Source organism: Streptomyces sp. CB01249, from assembly GCF_001905735.1.
Taxonomy (GTDB): domain Bacteria; phylum Actinomycetota; class Actinomycetes; order Streptomycetales; family Streptomycetaceae; genus Streptomyces.
In genome coordinates, this window is record NZ_LISW01000001.1 from 1719518 (window position 1) to 1742171 (window position 22654).

General features: G+C 72.2%; 25 protein-coding genes. 13 read left to right on the forward strand and 12 right to left on the reverse strand.

Annotated features, from left to right (window positions below; translation table 11 throughout):
- Positions 1–13 precede the first annotated feature (13 nt).
- The 5 genes from AMK18_RS07280 to AMK18_RS07300 form a co-directional block, all read right to left on the reverse strand.
- Entirely contained in the window at positions 14–553 is a 540-nt protein-coding gene (locus AMK18_RS07280; RefSeq protein ID WP_073862117.1) for an ArsR/SmtB family transcription factor, read from the reverse strand.
- Positions 554–663: 110 nt separating this feature from the next.
- A complete protein-coding gene (locus AMK18_RS07285; protein WP_018104918.1) occupies positions 664–885 on the reverse strand; it encodes a helix-turn-helix domain-containing protein in 222 nt (73 codons plus the stop codon).
- Complete coding sequence (locus AMK18_RS07290) at positions 885–1355, reverse strand: DUF2975 domain-containing protein (protein ID WP_018104917.1); 471 nt, start codon at positions 1353–1355, stop codon at positions 885–887. Before AMK18_RS07290 ends, AMK18_RS07285 begins: the two co-directional genes overlap by 1 nt.
- Positions 1356–1454: 99 nt before the next feature.
- Positions 1455–2288, reverse strand: a complete 834-nt coding sequence (locus tag AMK18_RS07295; protein ID WP_073862118.1) for an NAD(P)H-binding protein — start codon at positions 2286–2288, stop codon at positions 1455–1457.
- Between the two features lie 95 nt (positions 2289–2383).
- Positions 2384–2776, reverse strand: a complete 393-nt coding sequence (locus AMK18_RS07300) for an STAS domain-containing protein (RefSeq protein ID WP_073862119.1) — start codon at positions 2774–2776, stop codon at positions 2384–2386.
- A 94-nt stretch (positions 2777–2870) separates the two neighbouring features.
- Between AMK18_RS07300 and AMK18_RS07305 the strand changes: the two genes are divergently transcribed.
- From AMK18_RS07305 to AMK18_RS07320, 4 genes are all read left to right on the forward strand, one after another.
- The gene (locus tag AMK18_RS07305; protein WP_073862120.1) at positions 2871–3203 is read left to right on the forward strand and encodes a helix-turn-helix transcriptional regulator; all 333 of its coding nucleotides are present in this window, start codon (positions 2871–2873) and stop codon (positions 3201–3203) included.
- 170 nt (positions 3204–3373) lie between these two features.
- A complete protein-coding gene (locus tag AMK18_RS07310) occupies positions 3374–5050 on the forward strand; it encodes a PP2C family protein-serine/threonine phosphatase (protein WP_241836479.1) in 1677 nt (558 codons plus the stop codon).
- Positions 5047–6117 (forward strand): cobalamin B12-binding domain-containing protein, encoded by a 1071-nt coding sequence (locus AMK18_RS07315; RefSeq protein ID WP_073862122.1) that lies wholly within the window; start codon positions 5047–5049, stop codon positions 6115–6117. Before AMK18_RS07310 ends, AMK18_RS07315 begins: the two co-directional genes overlap by 4 nt.
- Positions 6114–6482, forward strand: coding sequence for an STAS domain-containing protein (locus AMK18_RS07320; RefSeq protein WP_018104911.1), 369 nt, complete (start codon positions 6114–6116; stop codon positions 6480–6482). Before AMK18_RS07315 ends, AMK18_RS07320 begins: the two co-directional genes overlap by 4 nt.
- 21 nt (positions 6483–6503) lie before the next feature.
- Here the strand turns inward: AMK18_RS07320 and AMK18_RS07325 are convergent, their stop codons facing one another.
- Both AMK18_RS07325 and AMK18_RS07330 read right to left on the reverse strand, forming a co-directional pair.
- Positions 6504–6941 carry an ATP-binding protein gene (locus tag AMK18_RS07325; RefSeq protein ID WP_443333215.1) on the reverse strand — a complete coding sequence of 146 codons (438 nt, stop codon included), beginning with the start codon at positions 6939–6941 and terminating at the stop codon, positions 6504–6506.
- Positions 6942–6975: 34 nt separating this feature from the next.
- Complete coding sequence (locus tag AMK18_RS07330) at positions 6976–7329, reverse strand: STAS domain-containing protein (RefSeq protein ID WP_018104909.1); 354 nt, start codon at positions 7327–7329, stop codon at positions 6976–6978.
- A gap of 220 nt (positions 7330–7549) precedes the next feature.
- On the opposite strand from AMK18_RS07330, the gene lanL reads away from it, so the two are divergent.
- The 7 genes from lanL to tatA all read left to right on the forward strand — a co-directional run bounded on the left by lanL (position 7550) and on the right by tatA (position 14777).
- A complete protein-coding gene (lanL, locus tag AMK18_RS07335; protein WP_073862124.1) occupies positions 7550–10201 on the forward strand; it encodes a class IV lanthionine synthetase LanL in 2652 nt (883 codons plus the stop codon).
- A gap of 45 nt (positions 10202–10246) precedes the next feature.
- Positions 10247–10405: a VenA family class IV lanthipeptide gene (locus tag AMK18_RS34835; RefSeq protein ID WP_018104907.1), complete on the forward strand. Its 159-nt coding sequence runs from the start codon at positions 10247–10249 to the stop codon at positions 10403–10405.
- A gap of 83 nt (positions 10406–10488) precedes the next feature.
- Positions 10489–11523: an ABC transporter ATP-binding protein gene (locus AMK18_RS07340; protein WP_073862125.1), complete on the forward strand. Its 1035-nt coding sequence runs from the start codon at positions 10489–10491 to the stop codon at positions 11521–11523.
- Positions 11520–12374, forward strand: a complete 855-nt coding sequence (locus AMK18_RS07345; RefSeq protein ID WP_073862126.1) for an ABC transporter permease — start codon at positions 11520–11522, stop codon at positions 12372–12374. Before AMK18_RS07340 ends, AMK18_RS07345 begins: the two co-directional genes overlap by 4 nt.
- 193 nt (positions 12375–12567) lie before the next feature.
- The gene (locus AMK18_RS07350) at positions 12568–13563 is read left to right on the forward strand and encodes a membrane protein (RefSeq protein ID WP_018104904.1); all 996 of its coding nucleotides are present in this window, start codon (positions 12568–12570) and stop codon (positions 13561–13563) included.
- A gap of 165 nt (positions 13564–13728) precedes the next feature.
- Positions 13729–14469: a dienelactone hydrolase family protein gene (locus tag AMK18_RS07355; protein WP_073862127.1), complete on the forward strand. Its 741-nt coding sequence runs from the start codon at positions 13729–13731 to the stop codon at positions 14467–14469.
- Positions 14470–14585: 116 nt separating this feature from the next.
- Positions 14586–14777: a Sec-independent protein translocase subunit TatA gene (gene tatA / locus AMK18_RS07360; RefSeq protein WP_018104902.1), complete on the forward strand. Its 192-nt coding sequence runs from the start codon at positions 14586–14588 to the stop codon at positions 14775–14777.
- A 67-nt stretch (positions 14778–14844) separates the two neighbouring features.
- Here the strand turns inward: tatA and AMK18_RS07365 are convergent, their stop codons facing one another.
- The gene (locus AMK18_RS07365) at positions 14845–15504 is read right to left on the reverse strand and encodes a TetR/AcrR family transcriptional regulator (RefSeq protein ID WP_018104901.1); all 660 of its coding nucleotides are present in this window, start codon (positions 15502–15504) and stop codon (positions 14845–14847) included.
- A 153-nt stretch (positions 15505–15657) separates the two neighbouring features.
- Between AMK18_RS07365 and AMK18_RS07370 the strand changes: the two genes are divergently transcribed.
- A complete protein-coding gene (locus AMK18_RS07370) occupies positions 15658–16776 on the forward strand; it encodes a serine hydrolase domain-containing protein (protein ID WP_073862128.1) in 1119 nt (372 codons plus the stop codon).
- A gap of 4 nt (positions 16777–16780) precedes the next feature.
- On the opposite strand, the gene AMK18_RS07375 is transcribed toward AMK18_RS07370, so the two are convergent.
- The gene (locus tag AMK18_RS07375; protein WP_073862129.1) at positions 16781–17620 is read right to left on the reverse strand and encodes a helix-turn-helix transcriptional regulator; all 840 of its coding nucleotides are present in this window, start codon (positions 17618–17620) and stop codon (positions 16781–16783) included.
- A gap of 150 nt (positions 17621–17770) precedes the next feature.
- On the opposite strand from AMK18_RS07375, the gene AMK18_RS07380 reads away from it, so the two are divergent.
- Positions 17771–18583 (forward strand): alpha/beta fold hydrolase, encoded by an 813-nt coding sequence (locus AMK18_RS07380; protein WP_073862130.1) that lies wholly within the window; start codon positions 17771–17773, stop codon positions 18581–18583.
- Here the strand turns inward: AMK18_RS07380 and AMK18_RS07385 are convergent.
- The 3 genes from AMK18_RS07385 to AMK18_RS35145 all read right to left on the reverse strand — a co-directional run bounded on the left by AMK18_RS07385 (position 18567) and on the right by AMK18_RS35145 (position 22565).
- The gene (locus AMK18_RS07385; RefSeq protein WP_073862131.1) at positions 18567–19634 is read right to left on the reverse strand and encodes a glycoside hydrolase family 43 protein; all 1068 of its coding nucleotides are present in this window, start codon (positions 19632–19634) and stop codon (positions 18567–18569) included. The two genes, AMK18_RS07380 and AMK18_RS07385, sit on opposite strands and share 17 nt — an antisense overlap.
- Positions 19635–19726: 92 nt before the next feature.
- Positions 19727–20470 (reverse strand): hypothetical protein, encoded by a 744-nt coding sequence (locus tag AMK18_RS07390; protein WP_073862132.1) that lies wholly within the window; start codon positions 20468–20470, stop codon positions 19727–19729.
- A 13-nt stretch (positions 20471–20483) separates the two neighbouring features.
- Entirely contained in the window at positions 20484–22565 is a 2082-nt protein-coding gene (locus tag AMK18_RS35145; RefSeq protein ID WP_073862133.1) for a hypothetical protein, read from the reverse strand.
- Between the last annotated feature and the right edge of the window lie 89 nt (positions 22566–22654).

Here is a 22654-nt window from a genome sequence, read left to right on the forward strand (position 1 = left end):
GTTGTTTGTGACTTCACTTGGTCTCCCCCTCGGACTGCTGGACCGGTGCGGGCTGGAACAGTGCGAACACGAGCGAGGTGTCCGGCAGCGACGGATCGGAGAGCTCCCGGTACTCGTCCGCCAGCGCGTGCAACCGCGCCCCCAGCTCCGCGAACTGCTCGTCGGTGAGCCGCAGATGCGCCATCCGTACATGCCGTTCGCCGCCCGCCGGTGACGCCTCCAGGTCCGCCACCGCGTGCCGCATCAGCACATCCGGCCCCCCGTCCCCGGGGTCGGGCAGCTCGATCGACCGTGCGGCCATCGCGTAATACCGCTCCATGACGCCCCGCACCTTGCGCGTCCGCACCACCTTCACCAGGCCGGCCCGCTCCAGGAGCCGCACGTGGTAGCTGGAACTCCCCTTCGCGAGGCCGACCCGCTCGGCGATCTGTGTGATCGTCGCGGGCTCGAAGCGGAGCACCGCCATGATCCGGTGGCGCGTCAGATTGGAGACCGCGCGCAGCTGCTCGTCGGTGGTGACATGAAACGTCTCGGGGACGTCGTCGGTTGGCATGCCCCCAATGGTCAACGTTTCTTGACCATTGGGCAAGGGGTTTTCGCGAAGTGGCACCAAAAAGGCCCCGGGCGGCGAAGTTCGCACGCTCCGGGGCCTGTTGAAGGGGGCTACTCGCCCGCCGCGTCCTCCGGCTCCCAGCGCAGCAGGTCGCCCGGCTGGCAGTCGAGCACCTCGCAGAGGGCGGCGAGCGTCGTGAAGCGCACCGCCTTGGCGCGGCCGTTCTTGAGCACCGCCAGATTGGCGGGCGTGATCCCCACGCGCTCCGCCAGCTCGCCCACGGACATCTTCCGCCTCGCCAGCATCACGTCGATGTCGACGGTGATCGCCATCAGATCACCTCGCTCAACTCGGCCTGCATCCGCGCGGCCTGGGCGAGCAGCGCCCGCAGGACGAGCACGATGAGCGCGACCCCCAGAATGCCCACGCCCACCCCGGCCATGATGACGGTGACCCCCGGGTCGTCCCGCTGACCCGGAGCGTTCACGCCCGTGACCACGAACCACACGAGGGCGGCCGAGGTGATCGCGCCGATGACGCCGTCCACGTAACGGAAGGCGGCGGGCGAGAACACCGTGCCGCGTCGCGCCATCGCCACGAGTCGCCACACGCAGACGGCGACGACCTGGACCGACACCATCCCCAGGATCGTGAGCACCCGCAACGGCGTCAGCGGCATCGACCCGTCCTCCGGATCGTTCCCGCTGATCAGTGCCCACGCCATGCCCGCCTGTACGAACAGGGTGCCGGCGCACACCACTACGAGCATGGTGCGCAGAGCGCCCACGGTCAGTCGTCCCATGATTCACCTTCCATCGATCAACGATGGAAAGCTATCGAAAAACGATAGGTTGGGCAAGGTGTGGGTGCGCTCCTGCCCAAGGTGTGGATGTGCGCCTGCTCAGCGGAAGGCGTCGGCGTGTTCCGCGGCCCATTGCCGGAACGGCCTGGCCGGTCTGCCGGTGAGGTGCCGGACGGTGTCGCGTACGGCGAGGAGTTCGTCGTTGACGTCGCCGCCCGTGACGTCGAGGACCGCGTCCGCCGCCTCGGCCCCGAAGACCTCGGCCATCCGTGCCCGGGCCTCCTGGCGGCCGATTCCAGCGAAGGGCACCTCGCGCCCGACGGCGGTTCCGATCGCCGCCACCTGCTGCCGGGCCGACACCGGCTCCGGGCCGGTCAGGGCGTAGGTGCGGCCCCGGTGGACGGGCTCGGTGAGCGCCACCCGCGCCACCGACGCGATGTCCCCGGGGTGGATCGTGGGCAGCCCGGTGTCCGCGAACGGTGCGCGGACCGTTTCGCCGGAGCGGATGGACGCCGTCCACATCAGGGCGTTCGACGCGAACTGGGTCGGCCGCAGCACCGTCCAGTCCATGCCGCTGTCCTTGAGCAGCCGCTCGACCGCCTGATTCTCAGCGGCGGGGCCCAGGTGCGGGTGGGTCAGGACGGTGATGGACGACACCAGCACCACATGCTCGACGCCCGCCCGCCGCGCCGCCGCGATGATCTCCGCGTCCGGCCCCACACGGGACGGCAGGAACAGCGACCGCGCCCCGGCCAGGGCGGGCTCCAGGGACTCCGGCACCGTGAGGTCGCCCTCGACGGCCTCGACCCCGGCGGGGAACGCCGCACGCGAGATGTCGCGGGTCAGTGCTCTCAGGGGGCCCGCCCCCTGGGCGTACAACTCCCTCAGTAAGGCGCTTCCGATGTTTCCGGTGGCTCCGGTCACGAGGATCATGGCGTGTGCTCCCGTCGTCAGGCGATGGACTCGGGAACACGCTAGAAACTCAAGCGCGCTTCAGGTCAAGGAGGCGTCGTGCGCCCCCCTGCCGGTCAGCAGGCGGCGGCTTCCTCGACCGTGGCCCGTACGTACAGGACCGCGTCGAGGCCCGTGATCCGCAGCAGGCGCTGGAGGTGGGGCCGGGGCCCTGCCACGCGCAGGGCGGCCGCCCGGTGGGTGAGGATCAGCAGGTTCAGGAGCGACGAATCCGCGAAGGTGATCCCCGACGCGTCCAGAACCACCTTCGGCTGTGTCCAGACTGCCGTGGTCAGCGCCTCTTCGAGTCGCGCGATCGACTGCGCGTCGCAGGAGCCATGAGCCGCGACGACCCGGACGCCGTGCCGCGTGTACTGCGTCACCACAGCCTGCGGCGGGCCCGCCGAGGGTGCAGTGCTTGCGCCGACGCCGCTGATGCGCGCTGCCGGGACGGCTTCGCCGTACGACACCCCGAGCCTCCTGTGACTCTCACCATGTCAATGAATACACGAAAAGTATGTCATGTAGTTGAGGTCGGGCAAGGGCCCGCGCTTAGATGGAGGCATGTCTGGAGTACCCGAATCCCATGCCGGATGGACGTTCATCACCAATCACGCGCGCGTACTGGCGACCATCGCCGAGGACTCGACCGTCCGGATCCGTGACATCGCCGCACGCTGCCGGCTCACGGAGCGTGCGGTCCAGCGGATCATCGCCGACCTCGAACACGACGGATACCTCTCCCATACGCGAGAAGGCCGGGCGAACACGTACCGCATCGAACCGGACAAGGTGCTGCGCCACCCCGCGGAGGCCGGTCTGTCCGTGGCCTCGCTGCTCACCCTGCTCGTGCAGGACGAGACGGAGCGTGGTCGAGAACCCGTGAAGACGGCGTGAATGTCACGTATCGGGGGCGTGCTCGGACCGTAGAGGTGTGACGCTGCGTCACCTTTGCGGGAAGTGAGCCGATTGCCATCGGGGGTGGCCCTGCGTGATAGTTGCCGCAAGGCAATGCTTTTTCGTCCAGTTGGAAGGTGGTGCGGCTCGCCGCAGGTGGGTCCCCCCTCATGGCTCCTCCCCAGGGAACTCCCGTTACGAGAACCGACGAACGCCCGGCACCCGGCGCCTGGTCAACGGCCCCGTACCCGGTGATCGAAAGCGGTGCGAACGGTGTGCTGACCGGGCTGAACCCCGCGGCCTCCCGGCTCCTCCCGGACGCACGTCCGGGGGCCACGATGGCCGACGCGGTCCCGGCCTGGCTCGCCCGGGCCGACCGGGAGCTGCGCGAACCGACGGTGAGCACGTCCGCCGACCCCCACGCGGCGACGCCCCCGCCCGTGTCGGGGCGGATCGGCGTCCGCAGCTACGAGGCACGCGCCGGCCGCGGCTCCAACGGTGACGTGCTGTGGTGGCTCGTGGACGACACCGACCGCCGGGTCGCCGAAGAGGCCCTGGCCACCGAACGCGAACGGACCGCGTTTCTCGCGGAGGCGTCCAACGTCCTACTGGCCTCGCTGAACACCGACCGGTGCGTGTCCGCGACGGCCCGGCTCGCCTCCCAGTACCTCGCCGAGGCGGCGGTCGTCGTCTCTCCCGCGAAGGGGGACAAGCTGCCCCTGGCCCATGCGGTCGCCGGCCGGGGGACCGTGCACGGCCTCGTCGCGGCCGAGCCGTCCGAGGTGCCGGGACTGGACGAAGCGCTCCAGGGCTTCCCGCCCGTGCCCTCGCGCTGGATCGACCCCGTGTCGCTTCCCGCGTGGGTGATCCCCGAGGGGTACACCGGCACGATCACCTCGGTCGTCGTCGTACCCCTACCCGGCCAGGGGGTCCCGGCGGGCGCCCTGGTCCTGCTGCGGAGCGGCGGCCAGTTCACCGAGGACGAGCAGACCGTCGCCCGGCTCTTCGCCGCGCGCGCCGGCGCCGCGCTGTCGGCCGCCCACCTGTACGCCGAGCAGAGCGCCATCACGCGCACCCTGATGCAGGACCTGCTGCCGCCCCGGCTGCACCGCGTCCACGGCGTCGAGTTCGCCGGCGGCTACCGGCCCGCCGCCGCCCGGGAGCGCGTCGGGGGAGACTTCTACGACGTCCACCCGGCCGGTGCCGACGAGGACAGCTCGTCGCTGGTGGTCCTGGGCGACGTGTGCGGCAAGGGGCTGGACGCGGCCGTGCTCACCGGCAAGATCCGCAACACCCTTCAGGCGCTCATCCCCATGGCGGACGACCACCAGAGAGTGCTGCGGCTCCTCAACGACGCACTCCTCAACTCCCACCACACCCGCTTCGCGACCATGGTCCTGGCCTCGGTCCGGCGCACGGACCACCTGGTGCGCCTGCGGCTGACGGCCGCCGGCCATCCCGTACCGCTGGTGGTGCGGGCGGACGGCCGGGTCGAGGAGATCCGGACCCAGGGCACCCTGGTCGGGGCGCTGCCCGACATCGAGTCCGTCACCGCCGAAACCGTTCTGCGGCCCGGCGAGACGTGCCTGCTCTACACCGACGGATTCACCGAGGCCCGGGGCGGCCCGCTCGGCGACGAGATGTTCGGCGAGACCCGGCTGAAGCGGGCGCTGTCGGAATGCGCGGACATGCCCGGCGAGGCCGTGGTCGAGCGCATCCAGATGCTCGCCGCCGAGTGGGTGCGGGGCGGCGGCCACGACGACATGGCCGTCGTCGCGATCACCGCACCCCGGACCATCCACCTCAGCGCGGTGGACGGGCATACTCGGGGCAGGTACACCGCATGACAGCCTGCCTGCCCGAACTGCGCGACCGCCTCCTCATCGCCGCCGCCGTCGAACGTGACGAGTTCGCCGCCGCCGGACTCGTCACCGGCGCCCTCGACCACGGGATGCCCGCCGAGACGGTGCTGCTGGACCTCATCGCGCCCGTACAGGCGAAGGTCGGCACCGAGTGGGCGGCCAACCGCCTCACCGTGGCCCAGGAGCACGCCGCCAGCGCCATCGTGGAGCGCGTGATCACCGCGCTCGCCCACCACCCGGCCGCCCGCACCCCGCCCAGCCACGGCAAGGTCACCGTCGCCTGCGTGGAGCAGGAATGGCACTCCCTGCCCGCCCGCCTGCTGGCCGAGGTCCTCACCCTGCGGGGCTGGGAGGTCGACTTCCTGGGAGCCCAGGTCCCCACCCCCCATCTCGTCGCCCACCTCCACCACACCGGCGCGGACGTCGTCGCCCTCTCGTCGTCCCTCCCCACCCGGCTGCCCGCCGCCCACGCGGCGATCACCGCCTGCCAGTCCGTCGGAGTGCCCGTCCTCGCCGGAGGGGCGGCCTTCGGGCCCGACGGCCGCTTCGCGCGCATGCTCGGCGCGAACGCCTGGGCCCCCGACGCGCGCACCGCCGCCGACCTGCTGGCCGCGGGCCTCGCCCCGCCCGCCCCGGCCGACCTGCGCCAGCAGATCGACGACCTGCCGCACCTGGTCGACCAGGAGTACACCCTCGTCGCGCGCTCGCAGGGACGGCTGGTCAAGCAGGTGCTGACGCGACTGAACGACCTGTTCCCGGCCATGGCCGCGTACACCGATGTGCAGCGCGAGCGCACCGCCGAGGACATCGCGCACATCGTGGAGTTCCTGACCGTGGCCATCTACACCGATGACGACGAACTGTTCACCACCTTCATCACGTGGACCGCGGGCATCCTCACCGCCCGCGACGTCCCCGCCCACTCCCTGCGGCCCGTCCTGGAGATCCTGGCGGCCGCGCTCAAGGACTTCCCCCGAGCCGTCCGGCCGCTGGAGCGGGCGAGATCCGCCCTGGCCGACGCCACCGCAGCACACCCCGGAGCACCCGCATGAGCGTCCCGCCCCTCAGCCTCACCGTCGAAACGGGCGAGGGAACCACCCGGCTGCGTCTCGCAGGCGTACTCGACTACGACACCAGTGACACCTTCGGCGCACGTGCCTCGGCATGCGTCGACGCCGACCCCGCGCCGGCCGAACTGCGCCTGGACTGCGCCGGGCTGCGGCTCTGCGACTCGATGGGGCTCGCCGTCCTGCTGATGATCCACCGCCGCACCGCCGCGCGCGGGATCACCCTCGTCCTGGACGACCCGCCGCCCTCCATGGAGCGGATGCTCCGCATCACCGGGACACGACACCTCTTCGCACGGGGCATCGAGAGCGCGCGGAGCCCGGACGAACTCAGTGAGACGACCGACTGAAAGCCCTCCGGACCCGCCCGCTCACGGCAGTGCGGGCAGCGCCATCACCACCGTGATCCGCTTGCCGTCCGGGTGGACGCCGACGGATACCCGGCTGGCGAGCAGCCGCACCAGCGGCCAGCCGTAGCCACCGATCCTGGGGGCCTCCGCCCGCACCCGCGGCTCCGTCGGGGGCAGTTCCGCCGGGCTCTCGCTGCTGGCGTCGCCCACCGTGATGCGCAGCCCCTCACCCGTGACCTCGGCCTCGAACGCGGTCAGCCGGCCGCCGTGCCGGAACGCGTTCGTGACCAGCTCCGACGTCACCAGCAGCGTGTCGTCCACCACATGGGCCGGCCACGCGTCGAGCGCGGCGCCGAAACGCGCCGCCAGCAGCTCGGTCACGATGCCCCGCGCCGCCGCCGCGTTCTGCGGAACGGCCGAGAGCACCCCTTCCGCCTCCCCGCCCGTCTCTACCACCACGCGTGTACACCCCCGACCCGGCGGACCGACGCCCTCAGCACTGGAGCGCGGATTCGACGTCGTCCGCGAACCGGAACGCACCGGCCGTGCCCGTGACCTCGAAGAGCCTGCGCACACCGGAGTGCATCGGCCCGGCCAGGACGAGCGGCACGCCCGCCTTCACGTGTTCCCGCTGACCGCCCAGCAGGGAGTGGAGCGCCGCGGAGTCGGCGAACGTCACCCCGGACAGGTCGACCACCGTACGCACGGGACCGTCCGCCACCGCGCCGGTCAGCGCCGCCGACAGGTCACCGCTGCCCGACCACCCGTCCAGGCTGCCCCGGACCCTGATCAGCACCACGTTGTCGGCCGTCTTCTCCGAACCGACCGACCGCTCGTCTTCCGCCATGAGCCGTATTTTCCTACGCCACGCCTCCGGACCGGCGCCCGGGGTCGGGAGACGGTTCTCCGGGCGTGCGCCTCCCCGTGCGCCAGGCGGCGCCGGACCCGGTCAGCAGCGACCCCCCACGCTCGCTGGAGCAGGTGATTCCGGCTCGGGCGCGTTCCTCGCTCACGTGACATGGGCAATTTCCGACCAGCGGTCCTCACCGTTGGGAGGGACACCCCACATGACGAGCCACGCGACCGAAGCCGCACTCGAAAGCCTTCTGAACCGAGCACTTCAGGCCACCCGCACCGGTGACTGCTGGACGACCCGGACCGACGAGGCATGGTGCCGCGTCGCCCCCCGTTCGGCGACCCGGCGCGACCAGGGCTGGAAGCTCCACCTCTCGGCAACGGCCGCCTCCGCACCGACCGTCCTCGTCCGAGCCCTGGACGTCCTGCTGCCGGACACCTCGGCGTTCAAGTTCGCCCGGTCCCTCGACCAGGTGAGCACCCTCAACTCCCGCGCCACGCCCCGGGGCAGCTCCGGAAAGTTCCTCACCGTCTACCCGCGCTCGGACGCCGACGCGGTCCGCCTCGCCGGCGCACTGCACGCGGCGACGACCGGACTCGCCGGCCCCCGCATCCTCTCCGACCAGCCCTACGCCCCGTACAGCGTGGTGCATTACCGCTACGGCGCCTTCACCGGGCGGCAACGCCTGTCCGACCAGGGCCTGTTGATCTGGTACATCGAGGACCCCGACGGCAACCCCGTGGAGGACGAGCGCAGCGGTCACTACACACCGCCCCCGTGGGCCGACTGCCCGTTCCCCGCCACCGTGCCGCTTCCGCCCCCGGCGGCGGAGGCGGCCAACGGCCCGGTCCTGCTCGGAGGCCGCTTCGCGGTACGGGAGGCGATCCGGCACACCAACAAGGGCGGCGTCTACCGGGGCACCGACGTCTCCACCGGCGCGCCCGTCGTCATCAAGGAGACCCGGCCCCATGTGGAGGCCGACGCCTCCGGGCGCGACGTCCGTGACTGGCTGCGCGCCGAGGCCCGGATGCTGGAGCGGCTGAAGGACACCGGGCTCGCCCCGGACGCCCTCGCCCTCTTCGAACACGGCCAACACCTGTTCCTGGCCCAGAGCGAAGTACCGGGGGTCAGTCTCCGCACCTGGGTCGCCGAGCGCTTCCGCGACCTCGGAGGCGAGGGGTACCGCCGCGAGGCGCGGGCCCTGGTCGCGCGGCTCGTGGACCTCGTCACGGCCGCCCACGCCCACGGCTGCGTGCTCCGCGACTTCACCCCCGGCAACGTCATGGTCCGCCCCGACGGCGAACTGCGCCTCATCGACCTGGAACTCGCCGCCGACGAGACGGGCTCCTGCCTCCCGACCCGGGTGGGCACCCCCGGCTTCAGCGCCCCTGAGCGCCTGAGGGACGCGCCCGTGTCCGTGACCGCCGACTACTACAGCCTCGGCGCCACCGTGTGCTTCGTCCTGACGGGCAAGGTGCCGAACCTGCTGCCCGAGGAGCCCGCCACCAGGACGGGCGAGGACCGGCTCGCCGCCTGGCTCCGCGCCTGCGGACCCGCCGGGCCCCCGGACGCCATGGCGGAGATGATCACCGGGCTGATGCGGGACGAGCCCGCCGCCCGCTGGGACACCCGCCGGGCGCGCGAAGCCCTCCGCGCACCGGACCCAGCCCGCCCCACGCGTACTGCACCGGCACGGGACGAGGACCTGGACCTCGCCGTCGCCGGACTCGTCAACCACCTGCTCGACACCGTCACCCCCGAGGACGACCGGCGCCTGTGGCCCGTGTCCACCGCGGCCGGCGAGACCAACCCGTGCACCGTGCAACAGGGGGCGGCCGGGCCCCTGGCCGTCCTGACCCGGTACTTCGAACTGACCGGGGACCCCCGGCTGCCCGAAGTCCTCGCGGCGGCCGGCCACTGGATCGCGGACCGCACCCACCTCCGGACCACCCGCCCCGGTCTGCACTTCGGGGACCTCGGCACCGCCTGGGCGCTGTACGACGCCGGCCGGGCCCTCTCTGACCAGGCGCTCATCGACCACGCGCTCTCCCTCGCGCTGACCCAGCAGGAGCCCACGCCCCACCACGACATCACCCACGGCACCGCCGGCAGCGGCATGGCCGCCCTCCGCCTCTGGCAGCGCACCGGTGACCCGCGCTTCGCGGCGCTCGCCGAGGACGCGGCCGACCGGCTGGCGGCCGCCGCGCGGCGCGGTCCGTCGGCGGTGAGCTGGCCGGTTCCCGCCGACGCGGTCTCCGGCGAGGCCGGCAAGCAGTACCTGGGCTTCGCCCACGGCTCCGCCGGCATCGGCTGCTTCCTCCTGCTCAGCGCGGCCGCCTCCGGACGCCAGGACCACCTGCGGCTCGCGGTGGAGACCGGCGAACACCTCCTGCGCAGCGCCGTACGGATCGGCGAGGCGGTCCAGTGGCCCGCCCAGGCCGGGGACGAACCCACCGCCCCGTACTGGTGCCACGGCTCGGCCGGTATCGGCACCTTCCTCGTACGGCTCCGGCAGGTCACCGGCGACGACCGGTTCGGCGACCTCGCCCGCCGCAGTGCCCCGGCCGTCACCGAACGCGCCTCCCGGGCCCCGCTGTCCCAGTGCCACGGCCTCGCGGGCAACGGCGACTTCCTGCTCGACCTGAGCACCGCCACGGGGGAGGCCGCTCACCACGCCATGGCCGACGCGATGGGCCGCCTCGCCGTCACCGAAGGCGCCCGCCGCCGGCGGCACCTGGTCTTCCCCAACGAGTACGGCGACGTCTCGACCAGCTGGAGCGACGGATCGGCCGGAATCCTGGCCTTCCTCCTCCGGCTTCGCCACCCGAGCTCCCGGCACTGGCTCGCCCAGCTGCCGGGCTGAGCGGCAGAGAACCTGCCGCCGAACCACAAGAAGAAGGAGAGAACCATGGAAAACCAGACCCAGGACCTCGAACTCCTCGCCCACCTCCACGCCCTCCCCGAGACCGACCCCGTCGGCGCCGAAGCGGGCTTCTCCGCCACCTGTGAGTGCGTCGGCCTGCTGACGGTCCTCAACACGGTCTGCATCGGCATCAGCTGCGCCTAGGACCGGCCCACGTCCGGCCGGTGGCTGTCCCGGGACAGCCACCGGCCGGACCCCACCGGCGAACCAGAGGTGAGGACCGGACCATGCGCCTTCACACCGGCGGCGAGGAAATCGCCCCCGAGCACACCCCCGCCGCCCTCGGCCCGCCCGAGTGCGCCATCAGCACCCGCGGCCTCGTCAAGAGCTACCCCGGGCCCAAAGGCACCACCACGCACGCCGTGAACGGCCTGGACCTGGAGGTCCACCGCGGCGAGACCTTCGCCTTCCTCGGACCCAACGGCGCCGGGAAGTCCACCACCATCGCCCTGCTCTGCGCCCTGGCCCGCCCCACCGCCGGCCACGCCACGGTGGCGGGCGCCGACGTGCGCACCCAGCCCCACCAGGTGCGGCAGCGCGTCGGCATGCTGTTCCAGCAGAGCGCCCTCGACCCGGACCTGACACCCGAACAGAACCTGCGCATCCATGCCCGCCTCTACGGCCTGCGCCGCGCCGACGTCCGCCGGCGCACCGCCGAAGTGCTGGAGGTGGCCGGACTCACCGACCGGCGCTCCTCACCCGTACGCACCCTGTCGGGAGGCATGCGCCGCCGCCTGGAAATCGCCCGCCAGCTCCTGCACGCACCGGGCATCCTGTTCCTGGACGAGCCCACCACCGGCCTCGACCCCCACGCCCGCGCACAGATCTGGGACCACCTCCACGCCCTGCGGGAGCGGAACGGCAGCACGCTCTTCATCACGACCCACCAGCTGGACGAGGCGGCCAACTGCGACCGCGTCGCCATCATCGACCACGGCCGGCTGGTCGCCCAGGGCGCGCCCGGCGCGCTCAAGGCCGCCATCGGCGACGACCGCGTCGTGCTGCGCACCAGCCAGGACGAGCGAGCCCACCGCGTCGTCCACCGCCTGCTCCCGCGCGGACACGCCGTGACCAGGGACGCCGACGGGATCTGCCTGCGGCTGCCCGACGGCAGCTCCTGGATTCCCCGCCTCTGCGCGACCCTGGAAAGCCACGGCATCTCCGTCCGCGCCGCGTCCGCCACCCCGCCCACCCTGGACGACGTGTTCTTCCACCACACCGGGCGCAGCATCCACAGCACCCAGCCCGGCGGTGGCCGATGACCGCACTTCCGCTCCACCCGACCGGCACCGGGGGCAGCACACCGCCCGCCCGGCTACGGCACGAACTGCGCGCGGTCCACGGCCTGATCCACCGGGACCTCCTCCGCCTGGCAGGCCAGCGCGCCCACACCGCGCTGATGCTGCTCCACCCCGTGCTGTACCTCCTGATCCTGGGCGGCGGACTCGCCAGGCTCATCCCCCACGCCACGCTCGGCGTCGGCTACCAGACCTACCTGTTCCCCGGCATGCTGATGATGACGGTGCAGACCCCGGCCATCCTGGTCGGCATCCGCCTGATCACCGACCGCCAGAGCGGCTATCTGCGCGAACTCCTCATGGCCCCGGTCAGCCGGACGACCCTGCTCCTGGGCAGCTGCGCGGGCGGCACCCTGGTCGCCACGATCCAGGGCGCCGTACTGCTGAGCCTGGCCGGATTCGTCGGCCTGCCCTACGACCCGCTCCTCCTGGCGCTGCTCCTCACCGGCATGGCCCTGATCTCCTTCACGATCACCGCCCTCGCCCTGACCCTGGCCGTGAGCCTGAGCAGACCCGAGACGTTCCACACGCTGCTCGGCGTGCTGATGATGCCCCTGCTGTTCCTCTCCGGCGGCTTCTTCCCCCTCCAGGCGCTCCCGGGCTGGACCCACGCGCCGGCCGCCGTGAACCCGCTCGCCTACGGAGTCGACATGCTGCGCGGCAGCATCGCCCTGCGCGCCCCGGGCGGGGCGGCCGCCGACGGCATCACCTGGGCCGGCCACCCGCTCCCGCTCCCCGTGGAGGCGGCCCTGCTCCTGATCAGCGGCGCGGGGGCGCTGCTCTGGGCCGCCCGCCGGTTCGCACGGCAGGAGTGACCGGACCGCAAGCCCGCCGGTGCTGGGCCGAACGGGTGGGTACGGCACCGGCCATGCGTGTTCTCTCCGTGACACGCGGGCCCGGCGTGAGGATGTCGGCGGAATGGGTGCACCGGTCAATCACGGCTGAGAGCGGGGACGTCACGTGGCGGAGACAACGGGCTCGACGGCGCAGGTCGGCGCATGGGCGGAGATGCGGGACGCGATCACCACCAGAGCCGTGCTCGTCATGGTGGGCGTGCTGCTGCTCCAACTGGGCTTCGCCCTCTCGTACATGGGGGCGTTCCACGCTCCGAAGCCGCACCGCATCCCGATCACCCTGGTCGCCCCGCGCGCTGTGGAGGCCGACCTGGTCGCCCGGCTCAACTCGCTGCCTGGCGACCCGGTGCATGTCACCGCCGTGCAGAACCGCGCGCAGGCCAGGGCCCGGCTGATGGAGCGGAAGACCGACGCCGCGCTGATCGTGGCGGTGACCGGGCGCACCGACACGCTGCTCGTCGCCTCGGCCGGCGGCCCCTCGGCGTCCGACGCCGCCGCGAAGGTCGTGGCGACAGTGGAACGTACGCAGAACCGGGCGCTGACGGTACGCGACATCCACCCGCCCGCCGCGGGGGACAGCCGAGGACTCTCGTCGTTCTACCTGGTGCTCAGCTGGACGATCGGCGGATACCTCGCCGCCTCGGCGTTGAACATGGCGGCCGGATCCAAGCGCCCCACGCTCCGGCGCTCCATCGTGCGGCTCGCGGCGATGGTGCCGTACGCCTTCATCTCCGGAATCGGCGGGGCCATCATCGTCGGCCCCGTGCTGCACTGTCTGCCGGGCGCCTTCTGGGAGCTCGTCGGCATCGGCACCCTGGTCGTCTTCGCCTCCGGAGCCGTGGGCGTGGCGCTTCAGTCGCTGCTCGGCACGATCGGGCTCGGCCTGACCATCCTCATCTTCACGATCCTCGGCAACCCGAGCTCCGGCGGCGTCTACCCGGCCTCCCTGCTGCCGCCCTTCTGGGCCGCGATCGGCCAGGCCCTGCCACCCGGTGCCGGGACGACCGTCGTCCGGAACACGGTCTACTTCGACGGCAACAACACCACGGGCGCCCTGTGGATTCTGGGTGCCTGGGCGTTCGCCGGGATCGCCGTGGCCCTGGTGGCCGCCGCCGTGCGCGGCCGGCGGGCCCGTACGGAAACCCGTTAGGCGACCGCCGGGGCCCCTGCTACATTCGTCCCGGCCGTGCGAAGGAACGAGGAGGTGGTACCCGTGAACGCAGTAACGACATGGGTGCTCCCCTCCGGGGTCACGGTCGGGCGATAGGCAGGTCGTCCGGGAGCGCCGTTCTGTGCACTCCCGAAAGGCACGATCATGCATTTCATTTCCGAGCAGCGCCTGGACGACGGCGTACTCGAACGCTCCTTCACCCTCGATGACATCCCGGGCATCCTCTGGACGCCCGAGTCGGCTTCGGCGTCCGCACCGGTGCCGCTGATCCTCCTCGGTCACCCCACGCTCGGCCTTGAGCGGATGTACCCGCGTCTGGCCGACCGGGCCCGGCAATCCGCGGCGGACGGTTTCGCCACGGCCGCCATCGAACTCCCTGGCTGCGGCGACCGGCCCCGGCTGCCGGCCCTCGACGGGGCCCGCGCCGACATGCGGCGGGCCCTGCAGGCGGGCGAGCCGGTCACCGACGCGATCATCGACGCGGTCGTCCTCCCACTGGTCGACCAGGCGGTCCCGGAGCTGCGGGCCGCCATGGACGCGATCCTCGCGCTCCCCGAGGTCACCGGTCCGGTCGGCTACTCGGGCGGTGTGATCTCCATCGGCGTCCGGCTCGCGGCGGTCGACCCGCGCATCGAGGCCGTCGGCCTCTTCGCCGGCAGCTTCATCCCGCGCACCACGTACGACGAGGCCCGCCGGCTCACCATCCCGGTGCACGTCCTGTTGCAGTGGGACGACGAGGGCAACGACCGGCAGGCGGCGCTCGACCTGTTCGACGCGTTCGGCTCGAAGGAGAAGTCGCTGCAGGCCAACATGGGCGGCCACACCGGCGTCCCGGCGTACGCGGGGGCCGCGGCGGCCCACTTCTTCGCCCGGCACCTGAAGTAGCACGGCGGGGGCACGACCCGTCCCACCTGCCCGAAGGGTTCACAGCTCAGGCGCCTAAGGTGTCTGCTGTACGGGTGTGGCCCCGCACGCGGACGACAACGAAGGAAAGAGGTGACGTGATGCTCCGCAACGGTCTGGAACCGTGGCACCTGCTCATCGTGGCACTGGTGGTCATCATGGTGTTCGGCTCGAAGAAGCTCCCCGACATGGCGCGCTCCCTGGGCAAGTCCGCCCGCATTCTCAAGAGCGAGGCCAAGGCGATGAAGGCCGAGGCGAACGCCGAACCCGCCGCGCCGGGGCACTCGTAACCCCTGCGCCGACGAGGGGCCGGAGCGACGGACGACGAGCCGCCGCCCCGGCCCTTTCGCGCGCCCGCTAGCCGGCGCGCACGACAGCCTCGATGTGGCCGAGGTGGGCCGCGAGGATGTCCTCGAAAGCCGCCTGGTGGTCCGTCTGGAGGGGGCGGAGGTCACGGGCGAAGTGCGCCAGGGCGGGGAAGCGCTCGGGGTCGGCGCCCAGGACCGCCACCCGGAACAGCTCCTGGCCCTGCTCGCGCTCCTCCGGCGTGAGCGTGTCGGCACCGGCCTCCGAGGCGATCAGCGAGGCGATGAGGACGACGATCCGGTGGTAGCGCACCGGGATCTCCTCGTCGGCCAGCCCCGAGGCGCGCAGTGCCTGAAGCACCTCCTCCACGACGAGCCGTGAACCCGCGCCGCTCGACACGTAACGCGCCCAGACCGCGGCGAGCTGCGGCTGCAGGCGGAAGGCGTCCCGCACGCGCAGGGCCAGGGTCATGAGGCGCTGCTTCCAGTCGCCTTCCGGGCGATAGCCCTCCATGGCGGTCAGCAGGACCCGGTCCGCGACCGCGCGCAGCAGTTCCGTCTTACTGCGGAAGTGCCGGTAGAGGCTCGACGAGTCGGTCCCGAGGACCGCCGCCAGTTTTCGCACGCTGAACGACTCCGTCGCGCTCGTACGCAGCAGTTCAGCCGCCGCGTCCAGGATCTCCTCGCTCGTCCAGCGCCTTCGGCCTGCCATGTCGCTCCTCTCGCCGACCTTCAGCCTAGCCCATGCACTTGGTGTTGCACGCGGTGCGTGCATAATGGGGTGCATGAGCTGCCGGGCGGCCCGGCAGGAGGTGGGCCGGCGTGTGCGACCGCCGGTCCCGGGGGTTACGAAGGGACGCACGACGTGAAGAACCCACTGGATTCCGCGGCACTGGACGAGGCCATCGAGAACGTGCACCGCGCGGGTATACCGGGCCTGTTCGCCGAGGTCCGGCACGGCGACCGGGTCTGGCGCGGTGCCGCCGGGGTCGCCGACACCGCCACCGGCCGGCCCGTCGACGCCGGTATGCGCCACCGCGTCGGAAGCGTCACCAAGACGTTCACCGCCGCCGCGGTCCTGCGGCAGGCAGAGCGCGGCCGGATCGAGCTCGACGCGCCGGTCGGCCGTTACCTGCCGGCCCTCGTGCCGGGGGAGCGGGGTGAGGCCATCACCGTACGGATGCTGCTCGACCACACCAGCGGCCTCGCCGAGTACCTTCCGTACGCCTATCCCTCGCTCAAGGCGTTCCCCGTCATCGCCGAGACCGGGCCCGAGAGCCTGGACGACCACCGGTACACGCGGTGGGAGCGGACGGACCTGATCGCCATGGGCGTCGACGCGCCGGCCGCCTGCGCTCCGGGCGGTGAGCCGGGCCTGTACTCCAACACCAACTACCTGCTGCTCGCCGAACTCCTGGCACAGGTGAGCGGCACCACGGCCGAGGAGTGCATCACCCGCGAGGTCATCGAGCCCGCCGGGCTCACGGACACCGCGTTCCCCACCGGACCGGAGATCGACGGACCGCACTCACGGCTCTACGAGGCGTGGTTGGGCAAGATCGACCCGCCGCGCGACTACAGCGTCTACGACATGTCGTTCACGGGCCCCTCGGCCTCCCTGATATCGACCGTCGCCGACCTGAACCTCTTCTACGCCCAGCTCCTGGCCGGAAAGATCGTCACCCGGTCCTCGCTGGACCAGATGCGGCGCACCCACCCGGTCATCTCCCAGGAGGGCCGGATCATCGAGTACGGCCTCGGACTGCACCCGATGGAGACACCGGGCCAGGACACCTTCTGGGGCCACGGCGGCACGGTCTGGGGCGGCGGCACCCTGGCCATGACCCGTGCCGACGGCGAACGGCAGCTGGCCGTGGCGGTGAACCTCCAGCGGTGGAACACCCTGGACGCCTCCGGCAGGCCGCAGCCGCACCCCATCGACGCGGCGCTCGAAGCCCTGTACCGGGTCGCGATGTACGGCTGACGGGTCATTCGCACAGGTGGCGCGGACCGCGTACGCGCAACTCGTCCAGCACCGCGGCCCTTCCGGGCGGCGGCGTGAAGATCCGCAGGCGCTGGTCCGCCGCAGGGGTGGCCAGCACCTCGCAGTCCAGATCGATCCTGCCCAGGTCAGGATGGACGAGCCGGTACGGATGCGACCGCCGTACGGCGACCTCGTGCCGGTCCCACAGCGCGCCGAAATCCGGGCTCGCCGCCCGGCACCGCGCCACCAGCGACCGGGAGGCCGCGTCGTCCCCGCGCCGGGCCGTCGCGGCCCGCAGGTCGGCCACCAACTGCCGTGCCTGCTCCTCGTGTTCCTCGGCCGCGAAGTGGCCGCGCACCACCGGATCGGTGAACCAGCGCAGGACGATGTTGCGGTCCTCCTCCGCGACCGAGCAGACGCAGCCGAACAACGCGAGCGCCAGGTCGTTCTGCGCCAGCAAGTCGCCCAGGTCGCTGACCACTTGGACGGGCACCCCGTCCAGCCGGTCCAGCAGATACCGCAGGCCCGGGCGCAGGTGGCCGCCGGCCCGCGCGCCCTCCGGCGGGCGGTGCCCGGCGAGCACGTACAGATGGTCCCGCTCGTCCTCGGTCAGCCGCAGCGCGCCCGCCAGCGCGGCGAGCACCTGGACCGAGGGCTGCGGCCCACGGGCCTGTTCGAGCCGCATGTAGTAGTCGGCGGACATCCCCGCGAGGACGGCGACCTCCTCGCGGCGCAGCCCCGGCGTCCGCCGCCTCGGCCCCTCGGCCAGCCCGACGTCGCGCGGCGTCAGCCGCCCCCTGGACCGGCGCAGGAAATCGGCCAGCTCTGGACGCTTCGGTGTCATGTCGGGCTCAGGATATCGGGCCCGGGCCGCCGCATCCTGGGACCGCCGGTCCTAGGTGAAACGCTCCGCTCCCGGCCGGAGGAGAGCGGCGGCACGATCGGCACAGGGCCCGTCCGGGGCCTGTCCGGCAAACCGATCGGCGGTCGCACGATGAGGGAATCCACGCTGTCCGTTCCGGGCGCGCGACTGCGCCACACCGTCCGCGGCGAAGGCCCCGTGCTCCTGCTCGTCGCCGGAGGTCACCACGGGATCGACGCCACCGAACCCCTGGCACGCCAGCTCGCCGACCGGTACACCGTCGTCACCTACGACCGGCGCGGCCTCTCCGGGAGCACCATCGACGCCCCCGCGAAGACGCTCGCCACCCACGCCGAGGACGCCTCCCGCCTGCTCCGCAGCCTCACACCGGAGCCCGTACGCGTCTACGGAACCAGCCTCGGCGCCCTCGTCGCCCTGGAACTGACCGCCCGTCACCCGGAGCAGGTCGCGGCGGTCATCGCCCACGAACCGCCTGCCGTGCGACTGCTTCCGGAGCCCGCGCAGGGCATCGGGCGGCTGCTCGCCGTCGAGGAGACCTTCCGGGCGCAGGGCGCGGAGGCGGCCATGCGCCGGTTCGCGGCCGATCTCGACATCGACCCGGCCGACTCCGAGCCGGACCTCCCGCCACGCACTCCCGGGCCTGACCGCCTGCGGAGCATGGAGGTCCTGCTCACCTACGACCTGCCGGCGATCAGGGCCCATGTCCTCGACCCGGCCGCGCTCGCCGGCTCGCCCGTACGCGTCGTGGCCGCCGCCGGCGAGAAGTCGCGCCACCTGTGGACGTACACCTGTGCCGCGCTTCTCGCCGGTGCGCTGGGGACGCGGCCGGAGACGTTCCCCGGCGGCCACAACGGTTACGTGTTCCGCCCGCGTGCCACCGCGGACCGGATCCACGAGGTGCTCGGTGTCACTCGAAGAACTTGAGGCTGTACCCGGTGTCGGTGTTCGGCCCGGGGACGTTGGCGCGGCTGTACGTGGTGTTGCCCCACCAGCAGAAGGAGCCGGTGTACCAGTAACGGTTCTCCCAGCTGTACGGGGTTCCCTTGGGCACCGCGTGGAACATCAGGGGGAAGATGGGCCCGGCCGGGGGACTGGTGGCGATGTCGCCGTCGAGCAGCACGAAGGTGTGGTGGCCGGGGCCGTTCACGTACAGGGTGGGGTCCCAGCCGGCCATCATGGTCGCGCTGTTGGAGCCGAACAGGCAGCCGTTGGACTTGTACCAGTCCCATACGTACGTCGGGTCACCGCCCGCCCGGAGCCGCAGTTCCGCGATGCAGTACTGGTCGCTCCAGCTGCCGTTGGCGGAGTAGGTGATGTGCAGCTGCCCGTTCGGGTCCTTGATCGCTTCGGGACCCTCGTTGATGAAGGGGTTGCCGACGACGCGCTCCCAGCTCTCCCTGGGCTGGGAGATGATGTAGCGGGCGCCCGTGGGGGTGGTCGGGCTGCTCATGCGCGCGATGTACAGGTTCTGCTCGACGTTGGTGGTGCCGGCCCAGCCCGACCAGACGAACCAGCGCTGTCCGTTGAACGTGAACATCGTGCCGTCGATCGCCCACTTGTCGTCGGGCAGGGCGAGCTTCGTCGCGGCGGTGTAGCCGCTGTCGGGGGTGGCGGAGCTGATCACGTACATGCGGTGGGCGGCGCCCCGGCCGCCCGAGAAGTAGATGTAGTAGCGGCCGCCGTCCCGCACGATCTCCGGAGCCCAGATCTCGCCCAGGTTCCCGGTGTCCGACCACACCTGCCGGGCCGCGGCGGAGGCCAGGCCGCCGGTCGAGTACGCCTGCCGGACGCTGATGCCGCCGCCCGTCGACTGCACCGAGATGTACGTTCCGCCCACGCGCAGCACGCTGGGATCGGCGCCACGGATGGCCGTCTGCCCCGCCTCGGCGGGCCCGGCGGACATGAGCGACATCGTGAGGGCCAGCAGCATGGACAGCGCGAAGGCTGCCACACCGGACATCCGGGAGAGTCTCATGGCTTCCCTTTCCCGTACGGGGGTTCGCGGGGACGGACTGACTCCATGACCCTATCCACGGAAAGGCGTGTTCATGTCAAAGTGGGCCCGTCTCAGCCCTCGTAATCCTCGATGAGGCGGCTGATGACAGCGTGCAGGACGTCCGCCCGGCCCCGGTCCTCCCGCTGCTCGCGCAGAGCGCGTTCCACCACCCGGAGCCGCTGCCACGCCTCCGGGTCGCTGTCCATGACCCGGTCCACGAGCGGCGAGGAGACCAGCTCCAGGCACTCCGCCAGCCGCAGTCGGGTGGCGGGCGCCGGCGGGCCGGACGGGGGCTCGGTGAACCCGTCCGTCAGGTACCGCGCGGGATCGCCGAGGCTCCACCCGGCCACCGACCCCTCGTACACCAGGAGGTCCACATCGGGGGCGACCCCGAGCCGCGCGTCCGGCTCCCTGTCGAAAAGGCGGACGTCCACGAGGCAGGTCAGCGCACCGGCCCCGGCGCCGCAGTGGAAGACCGCGGTCTGGGGCATGCCGAACTCCCCGACGTCGTCCGCGCGGAGCCCGGCCGCCCGCGTTCGCGGCCCACGATCCGCAGCTGCGGAGACGCACCGCGCGGGCACGAAGAACGTGAGACTGCGCAGCTCGCGGGTGTCGCGGTCGAAGCGGACGTACTCGTCCTGCGACCACAGCCACCGCATGCTGCCGAACGTCTCCGACAGCTCCCGCTCGCGCCCGGACGGGTCCGTGTACTCCGCCACAATCAACTGGAGATCGCGGAAGTCGAAGCGGGGGGTGTACGCGAGGGGGCTGCCCGTCGTCGTGGCGGCCATGCCGTCGCCGACCGTGACCTTCACCGTGGTCGTCGCCTCACTTGATGCGCCTCGCGGCCGGCAGATAGCCGCCCTTGGTGTCGGGGATCTTCCCGTTCACGATGTCCTCGTGGGTCACCGGCGGCTGCGGATCGTCGGGCGAGCCGCCCAAGGCCTTGGCCCCGGACTCGCCCTTCTTCCCGGAGGGGCCGTAGCCCGTGATGACGTCGCCCGCCCCGGCGCCCGGGCCCTTCGTCACCACGATGTCCTCGCCCTTCCGGAAGATGAGGTTCCCTCGCTGTCCCTGAGAGAGGTACACCGCGTCCGGGGCCTTGAGGATCTCCGCCACGCGTTCGTCGCTGAAGTGGGGGTGGTAGTTGCTGGACTTGCGCACCTTGCCGTCCCCGGCCCGTTCGGTGACGGTCTCGGCGGCCTTCACCGCCTTGGCATCGGGGCACTTGGCACCGGAGAAGAATCCCGCCCAGGCGGACAGGCGGTGGTGCACGGGGGCGGTGGAGCGGAACAGCCCGGCCGGCTCGGTGACTCCGCCGGAGCGGGCCGAGGCGCCCGAGGCCGAGGTGCCGAGCGCGCAGCCGCCGGTGTCGCGCTCCTCACGCACCTTGTCGACCAGCTTCTTGACCTCGGTCTTCGCCAGGGCGTAGGCGTTGATCAGGGTGTCGGCGCGGTACGGGATCCGGTACTCGACGCGCCGGCCGCCACTGGCCCGGGAACGGGCGCGCGCCTCGTTCTTCTTCTGCGCCTCGACCGAGGAGAAGGTCGGCCCGGCGCCCGGGTTGGAGCAGGACAGGCTGCCCGAGACGGACGTTCCGGAGACCGCGAAGGAGCTCTGCGGACTGGTGCACCGGCCGGCGGACTTGCCGTCGATGCTGAAGGAGGCGGTCATCACCGCGGTGACCTTGCCGCTGATCAGGCGGCTTTTGGCGCTGGTGGTGATGTGTCCGGAAAAGCTGTTCTTCGCCGTGCAGCCACTGGAACCGCACTTGACCGTTCCGCCGCTGCTGAGGGTCAGGGCGATGCCGCTGTCGGTGGCGTTCTTCAGCTCCTCCGTCTGCTTCTCCAGCGTGTCGTACATGGGGTCGATGGCGTCCTCGGCGACCGGAGCCAGGTCCAGCCCCGCGGAATCGCTGTCCGCCAGCGGGCCGTCCGTCAACTCGGGGATCTCGGGCGGATCCTCGTCCTCGGAATCCGCCCGCACGATGGCGGCCGCCTGCCGGACGGAGGCCGCTTCGGCCGAGCCGCCCGACGTCCCTCCGGACCGCGAGGGGCCGTACGACTCGAGGCGCAGCACCCGGTGGGGCTTCTGCTTCGTGATGAGCAGCCGGCCCGCGGAGGTGTCTACCGCGAGGGCCGGGGTGCCGTCGACGGCGGGCGGCTGCGCGGACTCGCTGGGGGCCGGTGTGCCCTCCAGCCGGTCGAGCGCCTTCGAGAGCGCGGTCGCCAGGTCGGGCGGCGCGGGCATGTGCCCGACCGTCTCCTGCGTGACGCTGTCGCTCTCGTCGGCGGCCGCCCACGCCCCGGAGACCGAGTCCTTCGCCCGGGTGAAGGTCCGGCCGCCGATGTGCAGGACCTCGCGGGCGAGTCCGGAGCTCCCGACCTCCACGGCGCCGAAGCGGCTGCCGGACGCGGTGACGGTGATGTCCCGCTTCACCGGGTCGTCACCGGAGTCCCGGTACCGCAGACCGGGGGCGTCGGCCAGCGCGGCCACGGCCTGCCGGTACGGCTTGAGGTCGCGCTTGGCCACCGGGTCCTCCGACCCCGGCCCCCCGTGCCAGACCAGCAGCCCGGCCACCAGCCCCGCAGCCAGCACCCCGACCCCGCCGAGCAGCAGCAGCCGCTTGCGCCGGGCGGGCGGCGGCTGCCCCGGGCCGTACTGCGGTGGCTGCCCGGGCCCGTACTGCGGCGGCCCGTACGGGTACGGCGGCGGCGGGCCGTAGGGCGAGCGCGGCGGCGGCACGTCCTGCGGGGGCCCGAAGGCCCCGGGCGGGGTGGCGTACGGGGAGTGCTGGGGCGGGATGTCCGCGGGAGGCGGCGGCCCGAAGACCCCGGCCGGCGGGGTGTACGGAGCGCCCTGCGGCGGGCGGTCCGCCGGGGGCCGGTACGCGTCTTCGTGGTCCGTCATGAACTTCCCCCGTGGATGGTGCGGCCGCTGATCGTTACAGGACCAGTGTGGGGGTGACGCCCCCTCACGTCACCGGTATTCGGCCACCG

What these genes read in the sequence shown, in the direction of transcription:
- AMK18_RS07280 (WP_073862117.1), bottom strand. Translation starts at nt 553, where the DNA reads ATGCCAACCGACGACGTCCCCGAGACGTTTCATGTCACCACCGACGAG.
- AMK18_RS07285 (WP_018104918.1), bottom strand. Translation starts at nt 885, where the DNA reads ATGGCGATCACCGTCGACATCGACGTGATGCTGGCGAGGCGGAAGATG.
- AMK18_RS07290 (WP_018104917.1), bottom strand. Translation starts at nt 1,355, where the DNA reads ATGGGACGACTGACCGTGGGCGCTCTGCGCACCATGCTCGTAGTGGTG.
- AMK18_RS07295 (WP_073862118.1), bottom strand. Translation starts at nt 2,288, where the DNA reads ATGATCCTCGTGACCGGAGCCACCGGAAACATCGGAAGCGCCTTACTG.
- AMK18_RS07305 (WP_073862120.1), top strand. Translation starts at nt 2,871, where the DNA reads ATGTCTGGAGTACCCGAATCCCATGCCGGATGGACGTTCATCACCAAT.
- AMK18_RS07310 (WP_241836479.1), top strand. Translation starts at nt 3,374, where the DNA reads ATGGCTCCTCCCCAGGGAACTCCCGTTACGAGAACCGACGAACGCCCG.
- AMK18_RS07315 (WP_073862122.1), top strand. Translation starts at nt 5,047, where the DNA reads ATGACAGCCTGCCTGCCCGAACTGCGCGACCGCCTCCTCATCGCCGCC.
- AMK18_RS07320 (WP_018104911.1), top strand. Translation starts at nt 6,114, where the DNA reads ATGAGCGTCCCGCCCCTCAGCCTCACCGTCGAAACGGGCGAGGGAACC.
- AMK18_RS07330 (WP_018104909.1), bottom strand. Translation starts at nt 7,329, where the DNA reads ATGGCGGAAGACGAGCGGTCGGTCGGTTCGGAGAAGACGGCCGACAAC.
- lanL (WP_073862124.1), top strand. Translation starts at nt 7,550, where the DNA reads ATGACGAGCCACGCGACCGAAGCCGCACTCGAAAGCCTTCTGAACCGA.
- AMK18_RS34835 (WP_018104907.1), top strand. Translation starts at nt 10,247, where the DNA reads ATGGAAAACCAGACCCAGGACCTCGAACTCCTCGCCCACCTCCACGCC.
- AMK18_RS07340 (WP_073862125.1), top strand. Translation starts at nt 10,489, where the DNA reads ATGCGCCTTCACACCGGCGGCGAGGAAATCGCCCCCGAGCACACCCCC.
- AMK18_RS07345 (WP_073862126.1), top strand. Translation starts at nt 11,520, where the DNA reads ATGACCGCACTTCCGCTCCACCCGACCGGCACCGGGGGCAGCACACCG.
- AMK18_RS07350 (WP_018104904.1), top strand. Translation starts at nt 12,568, where the DNA reads ATGCGGGACGCGATCACCACCAGAGCCGTGCTCGTCATGGTGGGCGTG.
- AMK18_RS07355 (WP_073862127.1), top strand. Translation starts at nt 13,729, where the DNA reads ATGCATTTCATTTCCGAGCAGCGCCTGGACGACGGCGTACTCGAACGC.
- AMK18_RS07365 (WP_018104901.1), bottom strand. Translation starts at nt 15,504, where the DNA reads ATGGCAGGCCGAAGGCGCTGGACGAGCGAGGAGATCCTGGACGCGGCG.
- AMK18_RS07375 (WP_073862129.1), bottom strand. Translation starts at nt 17,620, where the DNA reads ATGACACCGAAGCGTCCAGAGCTGGCCGATTTCCTGCGCCGGTCCAGG.
- AMK18_RS07380 (WP_073862130.1), top strand. Translation starts at nt 17,771, where the DNA reads ATGAGGGAATCCACGCTGTCCGTTCCGGGCGCGCGACTGCGCCACACC.
- AMK18_RS07385 (WP_073862131.1), bottom strand. Translation starts at nt 19,634, where the DNA reads ATGAGACTCTCCCGGATGTCCGGTGTGGCAGCCTTCGCGCTGTCCATG.
- AMK18_RS35145 (WP_073862133.1), bottom strand. Translation starts at nt 22,565, where the DNA reads ATGACGGACCACGAAGACGCGTACCGGCCCCCGGCGGACCGCCCGCCG.